Origin of the sequence: Acinetobacter sp. UBA991, assembly GCF_002292065.1 — a bacterium.
Taxonomy (GTDB): domain Bacteria; phylum Pseudomonadota; class Gammaproteobacteria; order Pseudomonadales; family Moraxellaceae; genus Acinetobacter; species Acinetobacter higginsii.
Map to the genome: position 1 here is coordinate 1 of NZ_DBBF01000024.1, position 19288 is coordinate 19288.

The following is a 19288-nucleotide window of genomic DNA, read 5'->3' on the forward strand; positions in this document are numbered from 1 at the left end:
TTTGATTCATCAACATGGTCATGGTCTAGGCTGTGATATTTGTAAGCCAATGGCGGCCAATATTTTGGCATCGTGCTGGAATGATTTTGTACTTGAACCCAGCCATGCGGGCCTACAAGACAGTAACGACTACTACTTGGGTAATATTCAAAAAGATGGTTCTTACTCGGTTGTTCCGCGTATGGCAGGTGGTGAAGTCACTCCAGATGGCTTAATCGCCGTAGGTCAAATTGCCAAAAAATATAATCTGTATACCAAAATTACCGGTGGACAACGTGTCGACTTATTTGGTGCGCAAATTCATCAACTCCCGTTTATCTGGGAAGAACTCAATGCAGCGGGTTTTGAATCAGGTCATGCTTACGGTAAATCATTACGTACCGTGAAATCCTGTGTCGGTAGTACATGGTGCCGTTACGGGGTGGATGATTCTGTGGGCTTGGCGATTGAACTTGAGAACCGCTATAAGGGCCTACGTTCGCCACATAAATTGAAAATGGCGGTTTCAGGTTGTACCCGTGAATGCGCCGAAGCGCAAGGTAAAGATGTCGGGGTGATTGCAACAGAGAAAGGTTGGAACATGTATGTCTGTGGTAATGGTGGCATGAAACCACGTCATGCAGAGTTATTGGCTTCTGACCTTGATACCGAAACCTTGATTCGTTATATCGACCGTTTCTTTATGTTCTATATCCAAACTGCAGATCGTTTACAACGTACCAGCGTATGGCGTGACAATATGGAAGGCGGTTTGGATTATCTCAAATCAGTGATTGTCGATGATTCGCTAGGACTTGCCGAAGAACTCGAAAGTCGTATGAGTCATGTGATTGGGACTTATCAAGATGAATGGCGTACTGCGGTTGAAGATCCTGAGATTCGTAAACGTTTCCAAACCTATATCAATGCCAGTGCAGAACAGCAAGCTGACCCACATATTCAATTTACCCAAGTGCGCGATCAGATTCGCCCTTTGAATGACGCTGAACGCTCAGTCGATCGTATCCCAATGGTTGAAGCATAAGGAGAACTCAAATGACCAGTTTAAAGAACATCGATATGCTGCCAGAAAATCAATGGGTCGAGGTGTGTGCGTTGGATGACATCACACCAAATACGGGTGTGGGCGCACTGATCGAAGGTCAATCCGTTGCACTGTTTCGTGTTGGTCACGAAAAGCGGATTTATGCGCTTAGCAATAAAGATCCATTTAGCCAAGCCAATGTGATGTGTCGCGGCATCATTGGCGATTTACAAGGTGAACGCGTGATTGCATCGCCGATTTATAAACAACATTTTAGTTTAGCGACGGGGCGTTGTCTGGAAGATAAAGATCAAAAGCTCTTGGTTTTTCCAACCAAAATTGAAAATGGTCGGGTGTGGGTCGGGTCTGTTCCGCAAAAAACCTATATTACCAACAATGGGGCTGCTCAAGAAAAGCTGAAACTGGTGTTAATTGGCAATGGTTTGGCGGGGATGCGTTGCCTAGAAGATTTATTGGATATGGCACCGGATCGTTATGATGTAACCGTGATTGGTGAGGAGCCTTGGGGCAATTACAACCGTATTATGTTGTCGCCAGTACTTTCAGGTGAAAAAACCATTGATGACATCATGTTGCATCCACATGCGTGGTACAGCGACAAAGGGATTCAATTTATTGCGGATGATCCTGCAATCAAGATTGATCGTACTCGCAAAGTTGTTCATACCGAGAAAGGCGAAAGTGTTGATTATGATCGTTTGATTATTGCCACTGGTTCATTACCATTTGTTCCACCTGTGCAAGGTGTAGATCTAAAAGGCGTGATTAGCTTCCGTGATATTTATGATGTCAATACCATGATCAAATATTGCGAAACCAAAAAGAATGCGGTGGTGATTGGTGGTGGTTTACTGGGTCTGGAAGCGGCCTATGGACTGAAACAACGTGGCATGAATGTCACGGTTCTACACCTGATGGATCGAATTATGGAGCGTCAGTTGGATGGGCGTGCCAGCCGTATGTTGCGTCATAGTATTGAGCAAAAAGGGATCAATATCATTACTGAGGCGAATACCGAAGCTTTGATCGGTGAGGATGGTCATGTCAGTCAAGTCCGCCTTAAAGATGGAACGGTACTGGATGCGGATTTAGTGATTTTTGCGGTCGGGATTCGCCCGAATATTGCCTTGGCTCAAAGTGCTGGACTGCGTTGTAACCGAGGTATTTTGGTCAATGACACCATGCAAACTTTTGATCCAAGTATTTATGCTGTGGGTGAATGCATCGAACATCGTAATCAAACCTTTGGTTTGGTTGAGCCACTTTGGGGACAAGCTTTTATCTGTGCAACGCATTTGGCTGAACATGGCAGCTTAACCTTTAAATCACCGACGGTACCAACGCAGTTAAAAGTCAGCGGTGTCGATGTGTTCTCTGCTGGGAACTTTGAACCGAAAGAAGATTATGAAGACATCATCCTCAATGATGATAAACGTCAGATTTACAAACGTATCATTATCCAGAAAGATAAAGTGATTGGTGCGGTTCTGTTTGGTGATACGGAAGATGGGATGTGGTATGCCGAGTTGATTGCAGATCAAACGCCTGTTTCTACTTTTAGAAATAAGCTGTTATTTGGTAAGGATTTTGCAATGAAAAAGGCAGGGTGAAAGCTTACCCATTCGAGAAGAATAGGTAAAGGATGAATGGCATTGCCGCATATGTGATGTATGAGCCGATAATTTTTGTAAAGGCATTGCCTTACTTTTCAAGGATGAAAAGTAACAAAAATCCTTTGTTAAGCTGACGGTACATCCTTGCTACCGCAGCTCAACAAGGCGGCATCCATGCCGCCTGTCACGATAGTGTGTGATGAGAAAAATCTAGTTTTAGAAAGTTTATCCATAAGCTGAAACTGGAGAAGAACTCAGAATGATTTTTTAGTTGAGTGTAAAGTTCAGCGGATTAACTAGGTAAAAGGGGCAGTCATGAACAGTATTCAAAATCTAGAACACAGTCGCTCCGATCAAGCAGAAACAATTATTACAAAAACAACATGTCCCTATTGTGGCGTGGGGTGTGGCGTGGATGTCAGTGTCCAACATAAAACGCATGGGACGACAGTACAAGTTGCAGGAGATCTAGAGCATCCTTCAAACTTCGGACGACTCTGCATTAAGGGCAGCAACTTAGCTGATACGCTAGGTTTGGAAACTCGTGTTTTGCATCCGATGTTTGGCCGTAAAAACCATCGTCAAGCCACCACTTGGGATCAAGCAATTGAAAAAATTGCAAATCAGTTTCAAGCATGTATTGATCAGTATGGAGCAGACAGCGTTGCATTTTATGTCTCAGGACAGTTGCTGACTGAAGACTATTATGTGGTGAATAAGTTTGTGAAAGGCTATTTGGGCACTGCCAATATTGATACCAATTCACGTCTATGTATGTCGTCTGCAGTTGCAGCGCATAAACGTGCCTTCGGTGAAGATATCGTACCTGCCAGTTATGAAGACTTTGAACATACTGACATGGTGGTTCTGGTTGGCTCTAATACGGCATGGTGTCATCCCGTACTGTATCAACGCATCATGCAGGCTAAGAGTCAGAATCCAGATTTATTTGTGGTGGTGGTCGATCCTCGTTTTACCAGTACCTGCGAGCAAGCAGATTTACACTTGCCAATTTTACCCGGTCAGGATGTGGCTCTATTTAATGGTCTGTTTCAGCATCTTTACCATCATGATTATATCGACCAGCATTTTGTTGAGACTTATACCGAAGGTCTAGCGGCACTTTTAGCTGCGAGTGAAAGTGAACAAGATTTTAATGCTTTAGTCAAACGGACAGGAATATCCGCAGAAAAATTACAGCTGTTTTTTGATAAGTTTGCCAAGACGGAGAAAGTGATTACGCTATTTTCAATGGGCGTTAATCAATCCTCTCAAGGTGTAAATAAAGCTAATAGCATTATCAACTGTCATTTACTCACTGGAAAAATTGGTAAATTAGGTGCAGCGCCATTTTCAATGACGGGTCAACCTAATGCAATGGGCGGTCGTGAGGTAGGTGGATTGGCCAATATGTTGGCAGCGCATCTGGATTTGGACAATCCTTCACATCAAAATTTAGTCCAAAGTTTTTGGAACAGTCCTGTGATTGCCAAGCAATCAGGCTTAAAAGCAGTTGATTTGTTCCAGGCGGTAGAAAGCGGCAAAATCAAGGCGATCTGGATTATGGCAACCAATCCTGTGGTGAGCTTACCCGATGCAGACCAAGTCAAACGTGCTTTGGAAAAATGTGAGTTTGTGGTGGTCTCTGATATTTGTGCAGATACCGATACCACAGCCTATGCAGATGTGTTGTTGCCTGCATTAGGTTGGGGTGAGAAAGATGGTACGGTCACCAATTCTGAACGCCGTATTTCACGGCAACGTGCCTTTTTAAATCCGCCAAAGCAAGCCAAAGCGGATTGGTGGGCGGTGGCAGAGGTTGCGAAAAAACTGGGTTTTACAGGTTTTGAGTTTAGCAATGCCTGTGACATTTTTAATGAACACGCGGCTTTATCAGCCTATCAAAATGCCAGTGTTGACCAACGTGATCAGGTCGAAAACTTCCGTTATTTCAATTTAAAAGGCTTAATGAATTTAAGTCTGGATGAATATAACCATTTACGCCCAACCCAATGGCCAGTTTGGGAGAAAGGGCAAAGCATCGCCGTGGAGCAATTGTTTGATCGTGGTAGTTTTAGTCATAAAAACAAAAAGGCCAAACTGATTCCTACTGTTGCCATTGATCCAGTGCATGCCATCTCCGAAGATTATCCATTGGTGTTGAATACGGGACGTATCCGTGATCAATGGCACACCATGACCCGTACAGGTTTATCGGCAAACCTCACCACGCATCGCGCTGAACCATTTTGTGAGATTCATCCGAATGATGCATTAAAATTTGGTATCCGTGATAAAGCTTTAGTGGAAGTCCGCTCCCAATGGGGCCGTTGTGTATTGCGGGTGACACTGGCACAAGGTGTGCGTCGTGGCCAAATCTTTGCCCCGATTCACTGGACTGAGCAAGTCGCTTCTGATGCGCGGATTGGTAAAGTGGTGAATCCTGTGGTGGATGCGATTTCAGGTGAGCCTGAGTTTAAACATACCCCTGTGGTCATTCAGCCATTCCATACCACTTGGCAAGGGGTACTCTATGTCCGTGAAGGCTTTGAACATCAGATTAAAGCATCTTTACAACGTTGTGCGTGGTGGACCAAGATCAAAACAGCGAAAGCGATGCGTTATGAAATTGCTGATCGTCATAGTATTGATGAGACCCAAAAGAATTTGAAAAGCTTCCTGCCTTTTGTAGATGAAACCTATGAATGGTTAAGTCTGGAGGATATTTCATCGCAGCTCAGCCATAGTGTGATTTTAAAAGATGGTATCCTGATTGCCAGTTTATATATTGCACCTGTCGATTTATTGCCAAATCGGGATTGGGTGGCGAGTCTATTTAAACGTGAACGATTAAGTGCCTTGCATCGTAAAGCTTTGCTGGCGGGAATGCCGATGTCTGCGGCAAATAACGATGGACCATTGGTTTGTAGTTGTTTTAAAGTGGGTAAGAATAAAATTATTGAAGCCATCAAAACGCAAAATATCACCCATGAAAAACAAGTTACAGCATGTTTAAAAGCGGGTGGAAATTGTGGTTCTTGTTTACCTGAGATTCGTGGTCTGATTAAAACTTGTCAATTGGAGGCAGAAGCATGAATACAGAATATCCCGCTACAGATCTAGTGATCTTGGCGGGAGGGCAAGCGCGCCGTATGAACGGTACTAATAAACTGCTACAACAGTTTGATGATCAGATTCAGCTGTCAAAAATTTGTGAAAGTTTTAAGACTCAGGTTAAACACATTTGGGTGAATAGCCACCGTGATAACTCGATATATAAACAGATTGAACCTGATATTCGATGTTATGCAGATGATCAAAATGGTTTCCTTGGTCCGTTGATGGGGATGAAAAGTGCTTGGTCACATCTGCAAGCTGACTATGCTTTATTTATTCCCTGTGATGTGACTTATATTCCCAATCAGGTTATACACAAACTGCATCGTGCTTTACAAAAGCAACCGCTGGCGCAAGTGACTTATGTCAATATCAATGGAGATGCCTTATATCCATTTTGTTTACTTAAGCGAGAAAGTTTATCTGTGTTGGAGCAAGCGATTGCTGAGAATAAACTGAGTTTGCGAGATTGTTTTAAACAATTGGATGCACAGGTGGTGGCATTTCAAAAGCAAGGCCTGTTTTGTCATAGTATTAACTCATTAGATGAACTGCAACAATACAAGCAGATGAAGGTTTTTAAACAATCTATTTCTGGTTAATGGATCGTCTCAGCTGATTTCAGACTAATCACTGTTGCAATCAATAATGCCATAGCTGCGCTAATTAGTGAGCTATTAAGCGTATGATAGATCGAGAATAGGGCATTCGCTACGATTGGACCGATGATCTGACCTATTCCATACACGACAGTCATCAAGGCAATTAAATTATTTTGTGCTTGGCGAGCGATATGCTGTGCCACAGGCATGGCAATGGTCACCGTTCCCATAAAGGTTCCACCCACGAGTAATGCACTCGACAGATAACCCAAAGCGGTTGGTAGGATGATCGGCAATACAACACCAAAAGCCTGTAATCCTAAATTAGAGGATAAGGCGATTTGTGTGCCGAAGCTGCGGTGGATACGATGCCAGAAAAAACACGAAGGAATCGCACCTAAACCAAAGATTGCCCAGATCTGTGCCGCATCAATATTCGGTAAGGCCTGTTTCACAAATAAAGGTAAATAGGTTGCGGTAATGATGTAGCCAAAACCTGCCAAGGCATAAATCAGAATCAGGGCGTAGGCATGGGGAGCTTTGCGATTTGTGCTTGATATCTCATGAGTTGAAACAGCATTTGGCTGAGCTTGCGATAAACCAAACATTGCAATGCAACCAAGGACCAGACTGGATAGACCGAGTGATAACCAAAGCATTTTGCTGTGCCAACTGAGATGCGTACCGAAAACCAAAAGCTCGGCAGAGAGCGCAATCCCGAGACCAACGCCTGCATACAAGATAGGGGGTTGTTGTGTTTGTTTCTGCTGTTCAAGCAGCCATAATGAAGCAGATACCATGGCGAAAGCACTAAAAATCCCAGCCAAACCACGAGTCAAGATGATCAGGCCAATGGTATTAATACAACTAAGTAGGATCAGACAAAATACCGTACCTACAGTGGCAATAATACTACCGAGATAACTCTGCTGGGATTTCATCTTGATCGCAAATAAAGCACCCAACAGATAGCCCGCATAGTTTGCAGAAGCAGCCAAACTGGCATGCTGTAGATTAATGATGCCTTCATCAATCATATGCGGGTAGACCGCAGTAAACGCAAAGCGCCCGAAACCCATACCAATTGCCATAATCAAGGCTGCACTGATCGCTGATTGCAGGCCGCGGTTGCTGTTTTTTGCTGGCTCAGTCATGACCTGTTCATTCCATCAATTAGTCGCTATGACTCATATGCGCAAGAGGTTGTGCTTTGGCAAGAAATTTATAGTCAAATACATAGAGTGCATAGCTGAAACAACTTAAAATACTGATTAAAAATAACAGCTTAGTACCAGACATTGTTTGAACCATCTTTAGGTGTTGAGAAATGAATAGCTATTTAAACAAGCGCTATTAATCATGTAAAATGATTTGAATTGATACTAACTATCTCTAATAGTGATGGCGATGCAGATTAAATCTTTAGAAATTTTTATGATGGTGGTGAAGTTAGGCAGTTTTTCCGAGGCGGCAAAAACGCTCTATACCGTACAATCCAATGTCACCAGTCATATCAAAAAACTGGAAACAGAGTTGAATGTCGAGTTGCTACATCGGCAGAACCCCATTCAACCCACTAGAGCTGGAGTGCAACTGTATGGTTATGCTGAAAAAATGCTGCATCTACAAAAAGAGCTATTGGACACGTTTTCCCATAGTCAGCTGACAGCCAATTTTCCTTTAGCGATTGGGAGTATGGAAACCACGGCTGCGGTTCGACTGCCAGTGTTGATCCGCGATTTACAACAGCACAGCCCAGATTTTCCTTTTGCCTTATCGACCGCACCCACACGAGATCTAATTGATTTGGTCCATGCATCTAAGCTAGATTGTGCATTTGTGGCACATCATGCACCGATTGATGGGATGTTCAATTTACATGTCTGGACTGAGCAATTGGTGCTTATTTCATCAAAGCATATGCCTGAACGATTTACAAATGACGATCTGATTCAAAAGAAATTTATTGCCTTTAAGCAAGGTTGTAGTTACCGCAAAGCCATTGATCAGTTCTTATCTTCCCATCATTTACCCGCAGCCAATGTGATTGAAATGGGCAGCCTAGATGGCATTATCAGCTGTGTCAGTCTCGATGTTGGCCTTGCAATTTTACCGATCAGCTATGTACAGCAATCTCATTTTGCCCAAAGTGTGAAGATTCATCCCATTGACTCGGCTACAGCGCAGATCAATACCTATCTGGTTGCACATCGTGATATGAGTACATGGGCAACCAATATGCATCATTTCGTTGAGCATGTGAAAGGCATGAATCAGTAGCTTGGTAAATAACCCCTAAGCTTTGCGCCGTTCTATAAAAGAATCCTATCGATTGAGTATTTGTCGTCAAAGGTGATGTGCGTGTCGTGTTAAGTAAAGTCGACGTTCTCCTGAGTATTGTATTTTTTAGTCATATTGCTTCGGCACTGAATAAAAATACAAGATGGACAGGAAAATGACGTTGAATAAAGCGATACGGTTCTACGGAACAGGGACACCAGAGGTGATGCGCTATGAGGACATCGAAGTCGGCGCACCTGCGGTTGGTCAAGTACGTCTACGCCACGTAGCGGTGGGTCTCAATTATGCTGATACCTATTTCCGCAATGGGACTTATCCGATTCCCTTACCAAATGGTATAGGTGTTGAAGCCTCTGGCATTATCGAAGCGGTGGGTGACGGTGTAACCGATTTTGTGGTGGGTGATCGTGTCACCTATACAGGGTTTTTGAATACGCTTGGCGCTTATAGCACCGAACGCCTTATTGCCGCAGATGCATTAATCAAACTCCCTGACGATATTTCCTGTGAAACTGCGGCTGCAATGACCATGCGTGGTTTAACGGCGGCCTATCTGATGCGTCGTATCTATGACTTTAAAGCAGGCGATTGCATTTTATTACATGCAGCCGCAGGTGGTGTGGGGCTAATCGTTTCGCAATGGGCCAAACTGTTGGGGCTAAACGTGATTGGGACCACCTCGACGGATGAAAAAGCAGCGGTAGCACGTGCCTATGGCTGTGATCATGTGATTAATTATAGCCATGAGAATGTGGCTGAACGGGTGCGTGAGTTGACCGATGGCATTGGGGTCAATGTGGTCTTTGATAGTGTGGGCAAAAATACCTTTATGGCCTCATTAGACTCACTCAAACGCCGTGGTTTATTGGTTTGCGTAGGTACCGCATCAGGGCCAATTCCTGACTTTAACCCTGTGTTACTGGCAATGAAAGGTTCGTTGTTTATCACCCGTCCAGCTTTAGCCGATTATATTGCCGATCCAGAAGAAAAAAGAGCCTTAGCCAAGGAACTGTTTGATCATGTCAGCAGTGGACGCATCAAGATCGAGATCAATCATCGCTATGCACTTGAAGATGCCGTACAAGCACATCGTGATCTGGAAGCACGTAAAACCATAGGTTCATCCATTTTTGTGATTTGAAGGGATTTCTGATGCAAATTGAACAGTTAACTTGCAATATTGGTGCAGAACTACATGGTGTCCACTTAGCCGATGCGATTCATGATGACGGGCTATTCACTGAAATTCGGACGCAATTGCTAAAACATCGCGTGGTGTTCTTGCGTAATCAGCAGATGACGCGGGCTGAACATGTGGCTTTTGCCGAACGATTTGGGCCGTTGGAGGATCATCCTGCGGTGGGTAGTCATCCAGATCATCCAGGTTTGGTACAAATTTATAAACATCCTGACAGCCCGATTGATCGGTATGAAAATGCATGGCATAGCGATGCCAGCTGGCGCAAAATTCCACCGATGGGATGTGTACTGCGTTGTGTGGAATGTCCACCTGTTGGCGGCGATACCATGTGGACCAATATGGTGATGGCCTATGAAAATTTGCCTGAAGATATCAAGGAAAAGATTGCGCCTTTACGTGCCTATCACAGTATCGAAGCCAGTTTTGGCGCTGCCATGCCTATCGAAAAACGTTTGGCATTGAAGGCACAGTTTCCAGATGCTGAACATCCTGTCGTACGAACACATCCAGAGACAGGTGAGCAGATTCTCTACGTCAATGCATTCACTACCCATTTTAGTAATTACCACACCAAAGACCGCGTACGGTTTGGGCAAGATGCCAATCCAGGTGCAGGAGATCTATTGCGTTACTTAATCACCCAAGCTGCGATTCCTGAATATCAGGTGCGTTGGAGTTGGGAGCCGAATAGCATCGCTATTTGGGATAATCGAAGTACCCAACATTATGCAGTGATGGATTATCCGCCATGCCATCGCAAAATGGAGCGGGCAGGTATCGTCGGTGATGCAACCTATTAAATTCCAAATCCAAACTTTTTAATTCAATACCGTTTTATAAACTATAAACAGGAGATGCACATGCAATTCTTTGACGATTCTTTGCACCCAGAAAATATGGAAAAAGTGGTCATTACCGTTGCGCCCTATGGCCCAGAGTGGATGCCAGAGGACTTTCCCGAAGATATTCCAGTGACCATGGATGAGCAGATTCAGAAAGCGGTGGAATGCTATGAGGCAGGCGCGACAGTGCTGCATTTGCATGTGCGTGAACTGGATGGTAAGGGCTCTAAACGGTTGTCCAAGTTTAATGAACTCATCGCAGGGGTGCGTGAAGCCGTACCCGAGATGATTATTCAAGTCGGTGGCTCGATTTCATTTGCACCTGAAAGCGAAGGTGAGGCAGCTTTGTGGCTGAGTGATGATACCCGTCATATGCTGGCTGAATTAACACCAAAACCTGATCAGGTCACGGTCGCAATTAACACCACACAAATGAATATTATGGAGTTGCTCTATCCAGAATATTTGGAAGGCACATCTTTGGCACATCCTGCAATTCAGGAAGCTTATGCTGAAATGACCGTTCCGGCAGGACCTGCGTGGGTCACAGAGCATTTAAAACGTCTTTGCCAAAATAATATTCAACCGCATTTTCAACTCACTGGAATGCATGGCTTAGAGACCTTAGAACGGATGGTACGTAATGGCCTATACATGGGGCCATTGAATTTGACTTGGATCGGAATTGGCGGCGGATTCGATGGGCCAAATCCATTTAATTTCTTTAATTTTATTCATCGTGTACCAGATGGTTGCACCCTGACTTCGGAATCATTGCTTAAAAATGTATTGCCATTCAATACCATGTCGATGGCGATGGGTTTTCATGCACGGGTTGGTAATGAAGATACCATTATCGATCATCGTGGTCAGCGCTTCTCATCTGTACAACAAATTCAGCAAACTGTACGTATTGCACATGAATTAGGTCGTGAAGTGGCAACAGGCCCAGAGGCACGAGAAATCTATCGGATTGGTGTGCAATATCAAAGTATTGAAGAAACTTTGCAGGCTAATGGTATGTCACCAAACCGCCAACCAAAACAAAAAGGTGTACCTCAGCGCCATTAAGTCTGAGCAGCAATGGATTGAATGTCACAATAAATGCAGTACGCAGCAAGCGTATTCAAATAGCAAGCCACGTACTGCAATCAAAAATATAAATCATAACAATACAAGGAGGTTGCTATGGATGCTCATCCATATACCGTGCATACGGATCATGTTGATACCTCAACGAATGTCCCGCGCCGTTATGCGTGGCTGGTATTTGCGCTGACATTTGGCTTGTTGATTTCAGACTATATGTCTCGGCAAGTGCTGAATGCCGTATTTCCATTGATTAAAACTGAATGGGCCTTGACCGATAGCCAACTTGGCTTATTAAGCGGCATTGTGGCACTGATGGTCGGGATCTTAACTTTGCCCTTATCCTTACTGGCCGACCGTTTTGGGCGAGTGAAAAGCCTGGTCATTATGGCGGTGCTATGGAGTTTAGCGACTTTGGGTTGTGCTGTTGCTGAAAACTATCAGCAAATGTTTGTGGCCCGTTTTATGGTCGGTGTGGGTGAGGCTGCTTATGGCAGTGTTGGCATTGCAGTGGTAGTGGCGATTTTTCCACGCGAAATGCGAGCTACGCTGGCCAGTGCATTTATGGCAGGTGGGGTATTCGGCTCATTTCTCGGGATGGCACTGGGCGGTGTGATGGCAGAGCATTTTGGCTGGCGTTGGGCATTTGGTGGTATGGCATTGTTTGGTTTGATCTTGGCTTTGCTCTATCCCATGGTGGTTAAAGAAAAAAGAGTCAATCTAAGCAGCAAAACATCCAACAACACTCAGAAACAGCAACAGAGCAAACAATGTTTAAGCACGATTTATTCAAGTCGATCAGTGATCGCAACCTATATCGGTAGTGGCTTTCAACTGTTTGTTGGCGGCACCGTCATTGTGTGGATGCCGAGTTATTTAAATCGTTATTACGGCATGAATACTGATTCTGCAGGTGTACTGGCCGCCGTGATTGTACTGTGTAGTGCGGTCGGGAGCATTCTATGTGGCATGCTTAGTGATCGCTTTGGTCAAAACTGCCCAGATCGTAAGGTGAGTTTAGCAATTGGCTACTGTATCGGGAGCTGTTTACTACTTTCGATTGCGTTTGCAATGCCTGCAGGAAAATCCCAATTGTTGCTGATATGCATGGGCATGTTTATTGCGTTAGGAACCAATGGCCCATCCAGTGCAATGGTGGCCAATCTCACTCATAACAGCGTCCACAGTACAGCTTTCGCGACCTTAACCTTAGCCAACAATTTATTGGGATTGGCACTCGGTCCTTTAGTTATAGGCAAGCTCTCCGATGTGATTGGTTTAGATCATGCCTTTCAATGGATGCCTTTGGTCAGCATGGTCGCAGCAGCCGTGTTTCTCTATGCCAAAAACTATTACCACCAAGATATTGCACGACTGACTGAGCAAGCAGTTTTACCCAATCTAGACAGCACTCGTTCAAGTGGTGCGGAAGAAAAATGATGATGCGTGAATTAAATATTGATGTCTTTTTTGATTTTATTTGTCCATGGTGCTTGATCGGCAAACGTCAGTTACAGACTGCAATTGCGCAATTAAAGCAAAGTGATCCTGAGGTTGAGGTCATTGTACATTGGCATGGTATGCAGTTACTCCCTGAGATTCCTATAGCGGGTGTCGATTTCAAACAGTTCTATCAAAAACGATTGGGCAGTTTAGACGCTGTAAAACAACGCCAAACCCAAGTGCGTCAGGCAGCCAAGACAGTTAGTGTCGAGCTGCATTTTGAAAAAATCAAATGGATGCCAAATACGGCTCAAGCGCATCATCTGTTTCAAAGCGTTTTAAAACTGGGAACAGCGCAGCAAGCAGAGCATTTATTGGAACAGCTTTTTGCTGCCTATTTTGAAGCAGGTGAAAACTTGGGAGATAGCGCTGTGTTGCAAAGGATTCTCAAGCAATGTGGTTACTCGGTGAATGAACAGGGCCGTGGATGGTCGGAAGTCAACCCGTCTTTTCAGTCGACCTATACAGGAGCAAATGGCGTGCCTTATTTTATTTTTGATGGTTACCTGACCTTGGCTGGTGCACATTCAGTCGATGTGCTCTATCAAGCCATGTTAGAAGCCTTGGTGGTACAAGGATAAGGGCAATGACTATTCGTTTTCAGGTTCCACAAGAAAAAATCCCAGTATCAGGTGCGAGAGCTTTTCTCCAAATTGAGGGGAAAAATATTGCACTGTTTCATATTGGTACACAGTTTTATGCGATTGAGGATCGCTGCCCACATCAAGGTGCGTCTTTATTTAGCGGCGAATTAGAAGGGCAAGCGATTCGTTGTTGTGCCCATGGTTTGGTTTTTGATCTGGCGACGGGATATATGTTGAATTCAAAGCATTTAAAAGTGGCGACCTATCCAGTTGAAGTCGATGCAGCGCAGCTATTTATCCTGATAGATACAGGAGAAAACAATGACTAAATTCATGGATTTTCGTCTGCGTACCCGTGAGTTGATGCCAGGCCTTATTGTCAGTACCGTTGTTGCAGCAGCAGCCTGTTTTCTTTCAGAGCATTATGGTGCACCTGTGATGTTATTTGCTTTGCTGTTGGGAATGGGTTTGAACTTTCTTTCTAGTGAAAGTCAATGTAAAGCAGGCATCGAATTTACGGCACGAACAGTGTTACGCATTGGGATTGCCTTGTTGGGGATGCGGATTACGCTAGGACAAATTACCGCGTTGGGCTGGCAACCGATTGTACTGGTGATCACATTGGTGATCGTGACGATTTCAGTTTCAGTGATCACGGCTAAAATTCTGGGTTTTAAAAAACTTTTCGGGATGTTGACCGGCGGTGCAACTGCAATTTGTGGTGCATCAGCAGCCTTAGCGCTTTCCGCTGCATTTCCTCAACATCCTCAAAAAGAAAAAGCCACGCTATTCACTGTCATTGGTGTTTCTGCACTGTCCACGTTGGCTATGATTGTTTATCCGATGATTGCACGATGGTTAGAACTAGCGCCACAGCAGGCAGGTGTATTTTTAGGGGCAACTATCCATGACGTCGCACAGGTGGTTGGAGCGGGTTATAGCATGTCGCCAGAAACAGGTGATACTGCAACCGTAGTTAAATTGATGCGGGTTGCCATGTTATTGCCTGTCATTATTTGTGCGGCAATGATCACACGTATGCAAGGTGGAGACGCTACCGGTAAACATCCACCTTTATTGCCTTGGTTTGCCGTTGGTTTTTTAGTTCTTGCCTGTATCAATAGCACGGGTTGGGTTCCCAGCATGCTACAACAAGGGGTGAATGAATTATCGAAATGGTGTTTAGTGATTGCAATTAGTGCCTTAGGCATGAAAACACAACTGAAGGAACTGGCTTCTGTTGGAATCAAGCCGATTTTACTGATGCTGGGTGAAACCATTTTCTTGGTGATGCTGGTTTTACTGTTAATGCATTGGATGTTTTAGAGGGCAATACCTCATCATCATATGCTGTCGAGATCAAAGACAAGTAGTCGGCTTTGATCTCTAAACCTTGTGTTTAGGACTTCATAACTGTCTTGTTATTATTCCGCCAAGTGGTGGGTGACATACCAAATTCACTGCTAAACCAACGGGTAAATGAACTTGGCATTGAATAACCTAAAATGTCCGAGACCTGTCCTAGAGAGTAATTTAGGTTTTTTAGATAGCGAAAAACCAGATTACGACGTACATCGTTGATCAACACACTGAAGTTGGTATGCGCAGCTTCCAGTCGGCGTTGTAGGGTTCGGACGTTGATGCCATGAGTATGGGCGACTTGATCAATCGTGGCCCGTCCCATCGGTAACAGCAGATGAATACTTTTACGAATATCAAAAATAATTGAAGATTCACTTTCACGATGCAATAGATCCGTTTCAAGAAAACGTTTGGCATGTGCCAGCATCGTAGTATTGGCATGTGGATTGGTTTTATCTAATTCCGTTGCATTGCAAACAATACCATTAAACTCGCTGCCAAACTCTAGCGAACAACCAAACATACGTTGATGCATCGCCGTATCATACGGGGCATCATGGGTAAAATGAATACTCAAAGGGTGCCATTTCTGCAAAAAAGCAGCACAGAAACGATGGGTAATGCCTAAAGCAAGCTCGATCGCTTGGCGACTGTACTCTGTCGCTGCAGTAATTACCTCGACTCGAATAATGACGGTATGACCGACTTCTTCAATATACATTTCCAATGCGTTATTGATTAGATTTCGATACTGCACAAGGGTGTATAAGCCATCACGCAAGGTATGTTGATAACTCAATAATAAACTCAGCTCACCAAAATCTGCGAGTTGGCGTTGTTCTGCCATATGTAACCCGAAGTATTCACAACCACTTAACTGTGCTGATTGTTCCAGTAGCGTCACCGCTTTGTCTACGGGAATACGCTGTGCACTATCTTGTAGCTGTGCAGGATAGATGCCTGCATCGGACAACAGTTGGTATGGATTCAGGTCTAATTGCTGGCTGACAGCTAAATAATTTTTAAGCACAGCAGTATGGGCGAGTGGCACCATGCTGATCTCCCGATTTTTTAAAATAACCTTCCTAGTTATGCATTATTTATAACTAAAATATGCTGTTTAGAAAAGCACTAAGGCTTATATAAATTGATGTTGGCATGATGATTATTGTTTTTGAAGCGACTTTTTCTGCTAAGCATATTGATATATATGAGATCGTTTGAAGTGTGCTGTCATCAAATGAAAAGTGCCTGTCGTGCCATGTATATCCGTCGCTCTATTGACCCTCTATGTTGAATATGACGTGATGCATCCCCGTTATTTTTATCAAAACAAGGGTTGATTGGTGTAAAGATGGAAAAAATACAAACAGAGGCGACAGTTTTAATTATCCCAGGTTTGCGGGACCATGTGGCTTCGCATTGGCAAACCATTTTAGAAACACGCTTAGCCAAGGTCCGTTCAGTACCACCTTTGCAAGAAGATAAGCTCAACTGTGCAAAACGTGTTGCTGCGATACAGGCTGAACTGGAAAAAATACAGGGTCCAGTGATTCTGGTGGCGCATAGCGCAGGGGTACTGATGGCGATACATTGGGCCGCGCGATATCAACACGCTATTCAAGGGGCATTGCTGGTGACACCACCTGACTTGAATGACGTTTGGCCAGAACATTATCCTTCGCCCAAAATGCTTAGACAAGCAGGATGGTCGCCATTGCCTAATCAAGTGCTGCCATTTCCAAGTATTGTGGCTGCTAGTGTTAATGATCCACTAGCGCATTTTAATGCCGTGGCGGCAATGGCGAAAACATGGGGCAGTGTATTGATTAATTTAGGTGCTGTCGGGCATCTCAATCCTGTATCTGGGTTTGGTCCATGGCCTCAGGCAGAACAATTGATTCAGCAACTGGATTGTAAGGTCGATCAACCGAGCCTGATTGCATAATTAATCTTGCTATAAACCAACCTAAAACATTGTCTTATGCCGAGCTATGTTTGGCTAGATTTCTTTAATTTCGCATTTAAGTACGACACGCCTTGAAGCATAAAGACCCATCGGAAGGCTGGGTTTGAGCCCAGTTGCTTAAAACAAAAATAGAACGACCTGAAATGATTGCATTTTGCTGAATGGGTCAGGTGTTAATTATTCATACATCATATCGATATGGAGATGGTATGGTTTGTCATATTAAACATCCAAATGAACAAATAACCACTGCTATTTTAGCTCAAACAACGCTGCTGTTGGGATTGCTGTGTTCACTTTCAGATGCTTCAGCAGCCAGTTATCAAATCAATGAAGACTGGCGTTTAGAGAGCAATAGCACGATTGCGCTGGGGGCAAGTTGGAGTACCCAAGCGCCATCAGCCGCATTGTTATATAAACCCGATGCCAATCATATTGGCAAGAATGGCATGAGTGTAGATATTAACGGTGATGATGGACGTGCTAACTTTGATCGCGGGGATGCCATTTCACAAATGGTTAAAGGTTTAACCGAATTTCGTTTAAACGGAGCACAGCAAGGTGCGGTGTTGAGCGCCAAGTATTGGTATGACCATGCCTATGAAACTGGGCAAGGTGATTTAAAACCTTTCGATGATTCTGAATGGCCAAACTTGGTGAAGTTTAAAGGAATCGAGTTATGGGATGCCTATCTCTGGAAAAATATCGAATTTGATTCCAAGCAGTCTCTGAAGCTAAAACTGGGTAAACATCGCTTGAATTGGGGGAAATCCCAATTTTTCCAAAATGGCTTGAACTCGGTCAGCGCCTTTGATTTTGCAGCCATTAATCGACCTGCCAGTGAAGCCAAAGAACGGATAATTCCAGTTGAGATGTTGTCTTTTGAAGCCGTGATTCAACCAAACTTAAAATTAGAAGGATTCTATCAATTCAAGTTTAGACCGTCGGTGGTAGATGGCTGTGGGACGTTTTTTGCAATTTCAGATTTTGTTCCCGAAAATTGTGGACCGATTATGTTAACAGTAACACCGGGTGACAAGTTAACTGAAACTGCTGCCAAGGCGCAAACTTATATCCCTCGTTCAGCCAGTCATTATGCAAAAGACAGTGGGCAATACGGTGTTGCACTGAAACGAAATTTATCGAGCCTGAATCAAGCTGAATTGGGTTTTTATTTCGCCAACTATCATAATCGAAATGCAAACTTTGATGGTATCGCCGTGACTGCTGCTGGCGTTGAAAACTTTAAAACGGCACGTTTTTTTTCTATTTATCCTGAAAATATCAAGATCTATGGTCTAAGCCTGAGTGGAAAGGTCGGTACAACCCAGCTATTCAGTGAGTTGAGCTATAAACCCAATCAACCCTTACAGCTGAATGGAACAGATATTGTCTATGCTCAGGTGCTCTCAAAAGAAACACCACTGAAACCTGCAGGTGTTGCTGCTGAGTTTGGCGAGTATCTGCAAGGATATGTCCGCTTGCCAGTCACACAATTCTCCATTGGCGCCACTGATAGCATTGCAGGCATTTTAAAAGCAGATGGTTTGTCTTGGGGTGCAGAATTCGCTGTGAATCATATCGCCAATATTGGCAATCATCGCTTTGGTCGGGTTGGGGTTTTTGGTCGCAGTGAATTATCAACAGGCGCTTATGATTCAGAAACAGGTGAGTTTAAGTGTACGCCATATGGCACAGCAAACCTTCCGAATGATGCTGTTGATCGTTTGAATGAACGTTATTGCAATAAAGATGGTTTCTTTAGTGAATGGTCATATGGTTATCGCTTACGTGCAGCTCTAAGTTATCAAGACCTTTTACCTGCAACGGTGATTACACCCAGTTTAACTTTCCGCCATGATGTATCTGGATATAGCCAAAATTTTCAGCAAGGGCAAATGAGTCTGGCTGCCGCAGTATCGGCCAACTTTCGACAAAAATATTCAGCAGAAGTTCTGTATCAAAACTTTTTTGGATCAAATGACTTTAGTACCATTGATGACAGAGACTTTATATCACTTGCCTTTAAATATAGTTTTTAACTCGTTTAAGTAAATCAT

General features: G+C 43.9%; 16 protein-coding genes and 1 pseudogene. 14 read left to right on the forward strand and 3 right to left on the reverse strand.

What is annotated here, in order from left to right; all coding sequences use genetic code 11:
- The 4 genes and pseudogenes from B2727_RS09605 to mobA all read left to right on the forward strand — a co-directional run.
- Nucleotides 1-1024: pseudogene (locus B2727_RS09605) on the forward strand (nitrite reductase (NAD(P)H)); the annotation flags it as partial.
- Nucleotides 1025-1035: 11 nt separating this feature from the next.
- Complete coding sequence (nirD, locus tag B2727_RS09610) at nt 1036-2655, forward strand: nitrite reductase small subunit NirD (protein ID WP_033133030.1); 1620 nt, start codon at nt 1036-1038, stop codon at nt 2653-2655.
- A 318-nt stretch (nt 2656-2973) separates the two neighbouring features.
- Nucleotides 2974-5754, forward strand: coding sequence for a nitrate reductase (locus B2727_RS09615; protein ID WP_033133031.1), 2781 nt, complete (start codon nt 2974-2976; stop codon nt 5752-5754).
- The gene (gene mobA, locus B2727_RS09620) at nt 5751-6377 is read left to right on the forward strand and encodes a molybdenum cofactor guanylyltransferase (RefSeq protein ID WP_033133032.1); all 627 of its coding nucleotides are present in this window, start codon (nt 5751-5753) and stop codon (nt 6375-6377) included. Before B2727_RS09615 ends, mobA begins: the two co-directional genes overlap by 4 nt.
- Here the strand turns inward: mobA and B2727_RS09625 are convergent.
- Both B2727_RS09625 and B2727_RS09630 read right to left on the reverse strand, forming a co-directional pair.
- Nucleotides 6374-7531 (reverse strand): YbfB/YjiJ family MFS transporter, encoded by a 1158-nt coding sequence (locus tag B2727_RS09625; RefSeq protein WP_033133033.1) that lies wholly within the window; start codon nt 7529-7531, stop codon nt 6374-6376. The two genes, mobA and B2727_RS09625, sit on opposite strands and share 4 nt — an antisense overlap.
- Nucleotides 7532-7550: 19 nt before the next feature.
- A complete protein-coding gene (locus B2727_RS09630; RefSeq protein WP_017402313.1) occupies nt 7551-7676 on the reverse strand; it encodes a hypothetical protein in 126 nt (41 codons plus the stop codon).
- A 102-nt stretch (nt 7677-7778) separates the two neighbouring features.
- On the opposite strand from B2727_RS09630, the gene B2727_RS09635 reads away from it, so the two are divergent.
- The 8 genes from B2727_RS09635 (at nt 7779) to B2727_RS09670 (ending at nt 15223) form a co-directional block, all read left to right on the forward strand.
- Nucleotides 7779-8657: a LysR family transcriptional regulator gene (locus tag B2727_RS09635; protein ID WP_033133034.1), complete on the forward strand. Its 879-nt coding sequence runs from the start codon at nt 7779-7781 to the stop codon at nt 8655-8657.
- 175 nt (nt 8658-8832) lie between these two features.
- A complete protein-coding gene (locus B2727_RS09640; RefSeq protein ID WP_033133035.1) occupies nt 8833-9819 on the forward strand; it encodes a quinone oxidoreductase family protein in 987 nt (328 codons plus the stop codon).
- 11 nt (nt 9820-9830) lie between these two features.
- Nucleotides 9831-10679 (forward strand): TauD/TfdA dioxygenase family protein, encoded by an 849-nt coding sequence (locus B2727_RS09645; protein ID WP_005315873.1) that lies wholly within the window; start codon nt 9831-9833, stop codon nt 10677-10679.
- A 60-nt stretch (nt 10680-10739) separates the two neighbouring features.
- A complete protein-coding gene (locus tag B2727_RS09650; protein ID WP_033133036.1) occupies nt 10740-11792 on the forward strand; it encodes a 3-keto-5-aminohexanoate cleavage protein in 1053 nt (350 codons plus the stop codon).
- Between the two features lie 117 nt (nt 11793-11909).
- On the forward strand, nt 11910-13250 hold the full coding sequence (locus B2727_RS09655) for an MFS transporter (protein WP_033133037.1): 1341 nt from the start codon (nt 11910-11912) through the stop codon (nt 13248-13250).
- Nucleotides 13247-13894, forward strand: coding sequence for a DsbA family oxidoreductase (locus B2727_RS09660; protein ID WP_033133038.1), 648 nt, complete (start codon nt 13247-13249; stop codon nt 13892-13894). The genes B2727_RS09655 and B2727_RS09660 overlap by 4 nt, the downstream gene beginning before the upstream one ends.
- Nucleotides 13895-13899: 5 nt before the next feature.
- A complete protein-coding gene (locus B2727_RS09665; RefSeq protein ID WP_033133039.1) occupies nt 13900-14226 on the forward strand; it encodes a Rieske (2Fe-2S) protein in 327 nt (108 codons plus the stop codon).
- Nucleotides 14219-15223, forward strand: coding sequence for a YeiH family protein (locus B2727_RS09670; RefSeq protein WP_033133040.1), 1005 nt, complete (start codon nt 14219-14221; stop codon nt 15221-15223). Before B2727_RS09665 ends, B2727_RS09670 begins: the two co-directional genes overlap by 8 nt.
- Nucleotides 15224-15296: 73 nt before the next feature.
- Here B2727_RS09670 and B2727_RS09675 read toward each other — a convergent pair whose 3' ends face one another.
- Complete coding sequence (locus tag B2727_RS09675; RefSeq protein ID WP_033133041.1) at nt 15297-16313, reverse strand: AraC family transcriptional regulator; 1017 nt, start codon at nt 16311-16313, stop codon at nt 15297-15299.
- Nucleotides 16314-16613: 300 nt separating this feature from the next.
- Here B2727_RS09675 and B2727_RS09680 point away from each other — a divergent pair, with 300 nt between their 5' ends.
- Both B2727_RS09680 and B2727_RS09685 read left to right on the forward strand, forming a co-directional pair.
- Nucleotides 16614-17207 carry an RBBP9/YdeN family alpha/beta hydrolase gene (locus B2727_RS09680; protein WP_033133042.1) on the forward strand — a complete coding sequence of 198 codons (594 nt, stop codon included), beginning with the start codon at nt 16614-16616 and terminating at the stop codon, nt 17205-17207.
- A 230-nt stretch (nt 17208-17437) separates the two neighbouring features.
- Nucleotides 17438-19270, forward strand: a complete 1833-nt coding sequence (locus tag B2727_RS09685) for a DUF1302 domain-containing protein (protein ID WP_033133043.1) — start codon at nt 17438-17440, stop codon at nt 19268-19270.
- Nucleotides 19271-19288: the final 18 nt, after the last annotated feature.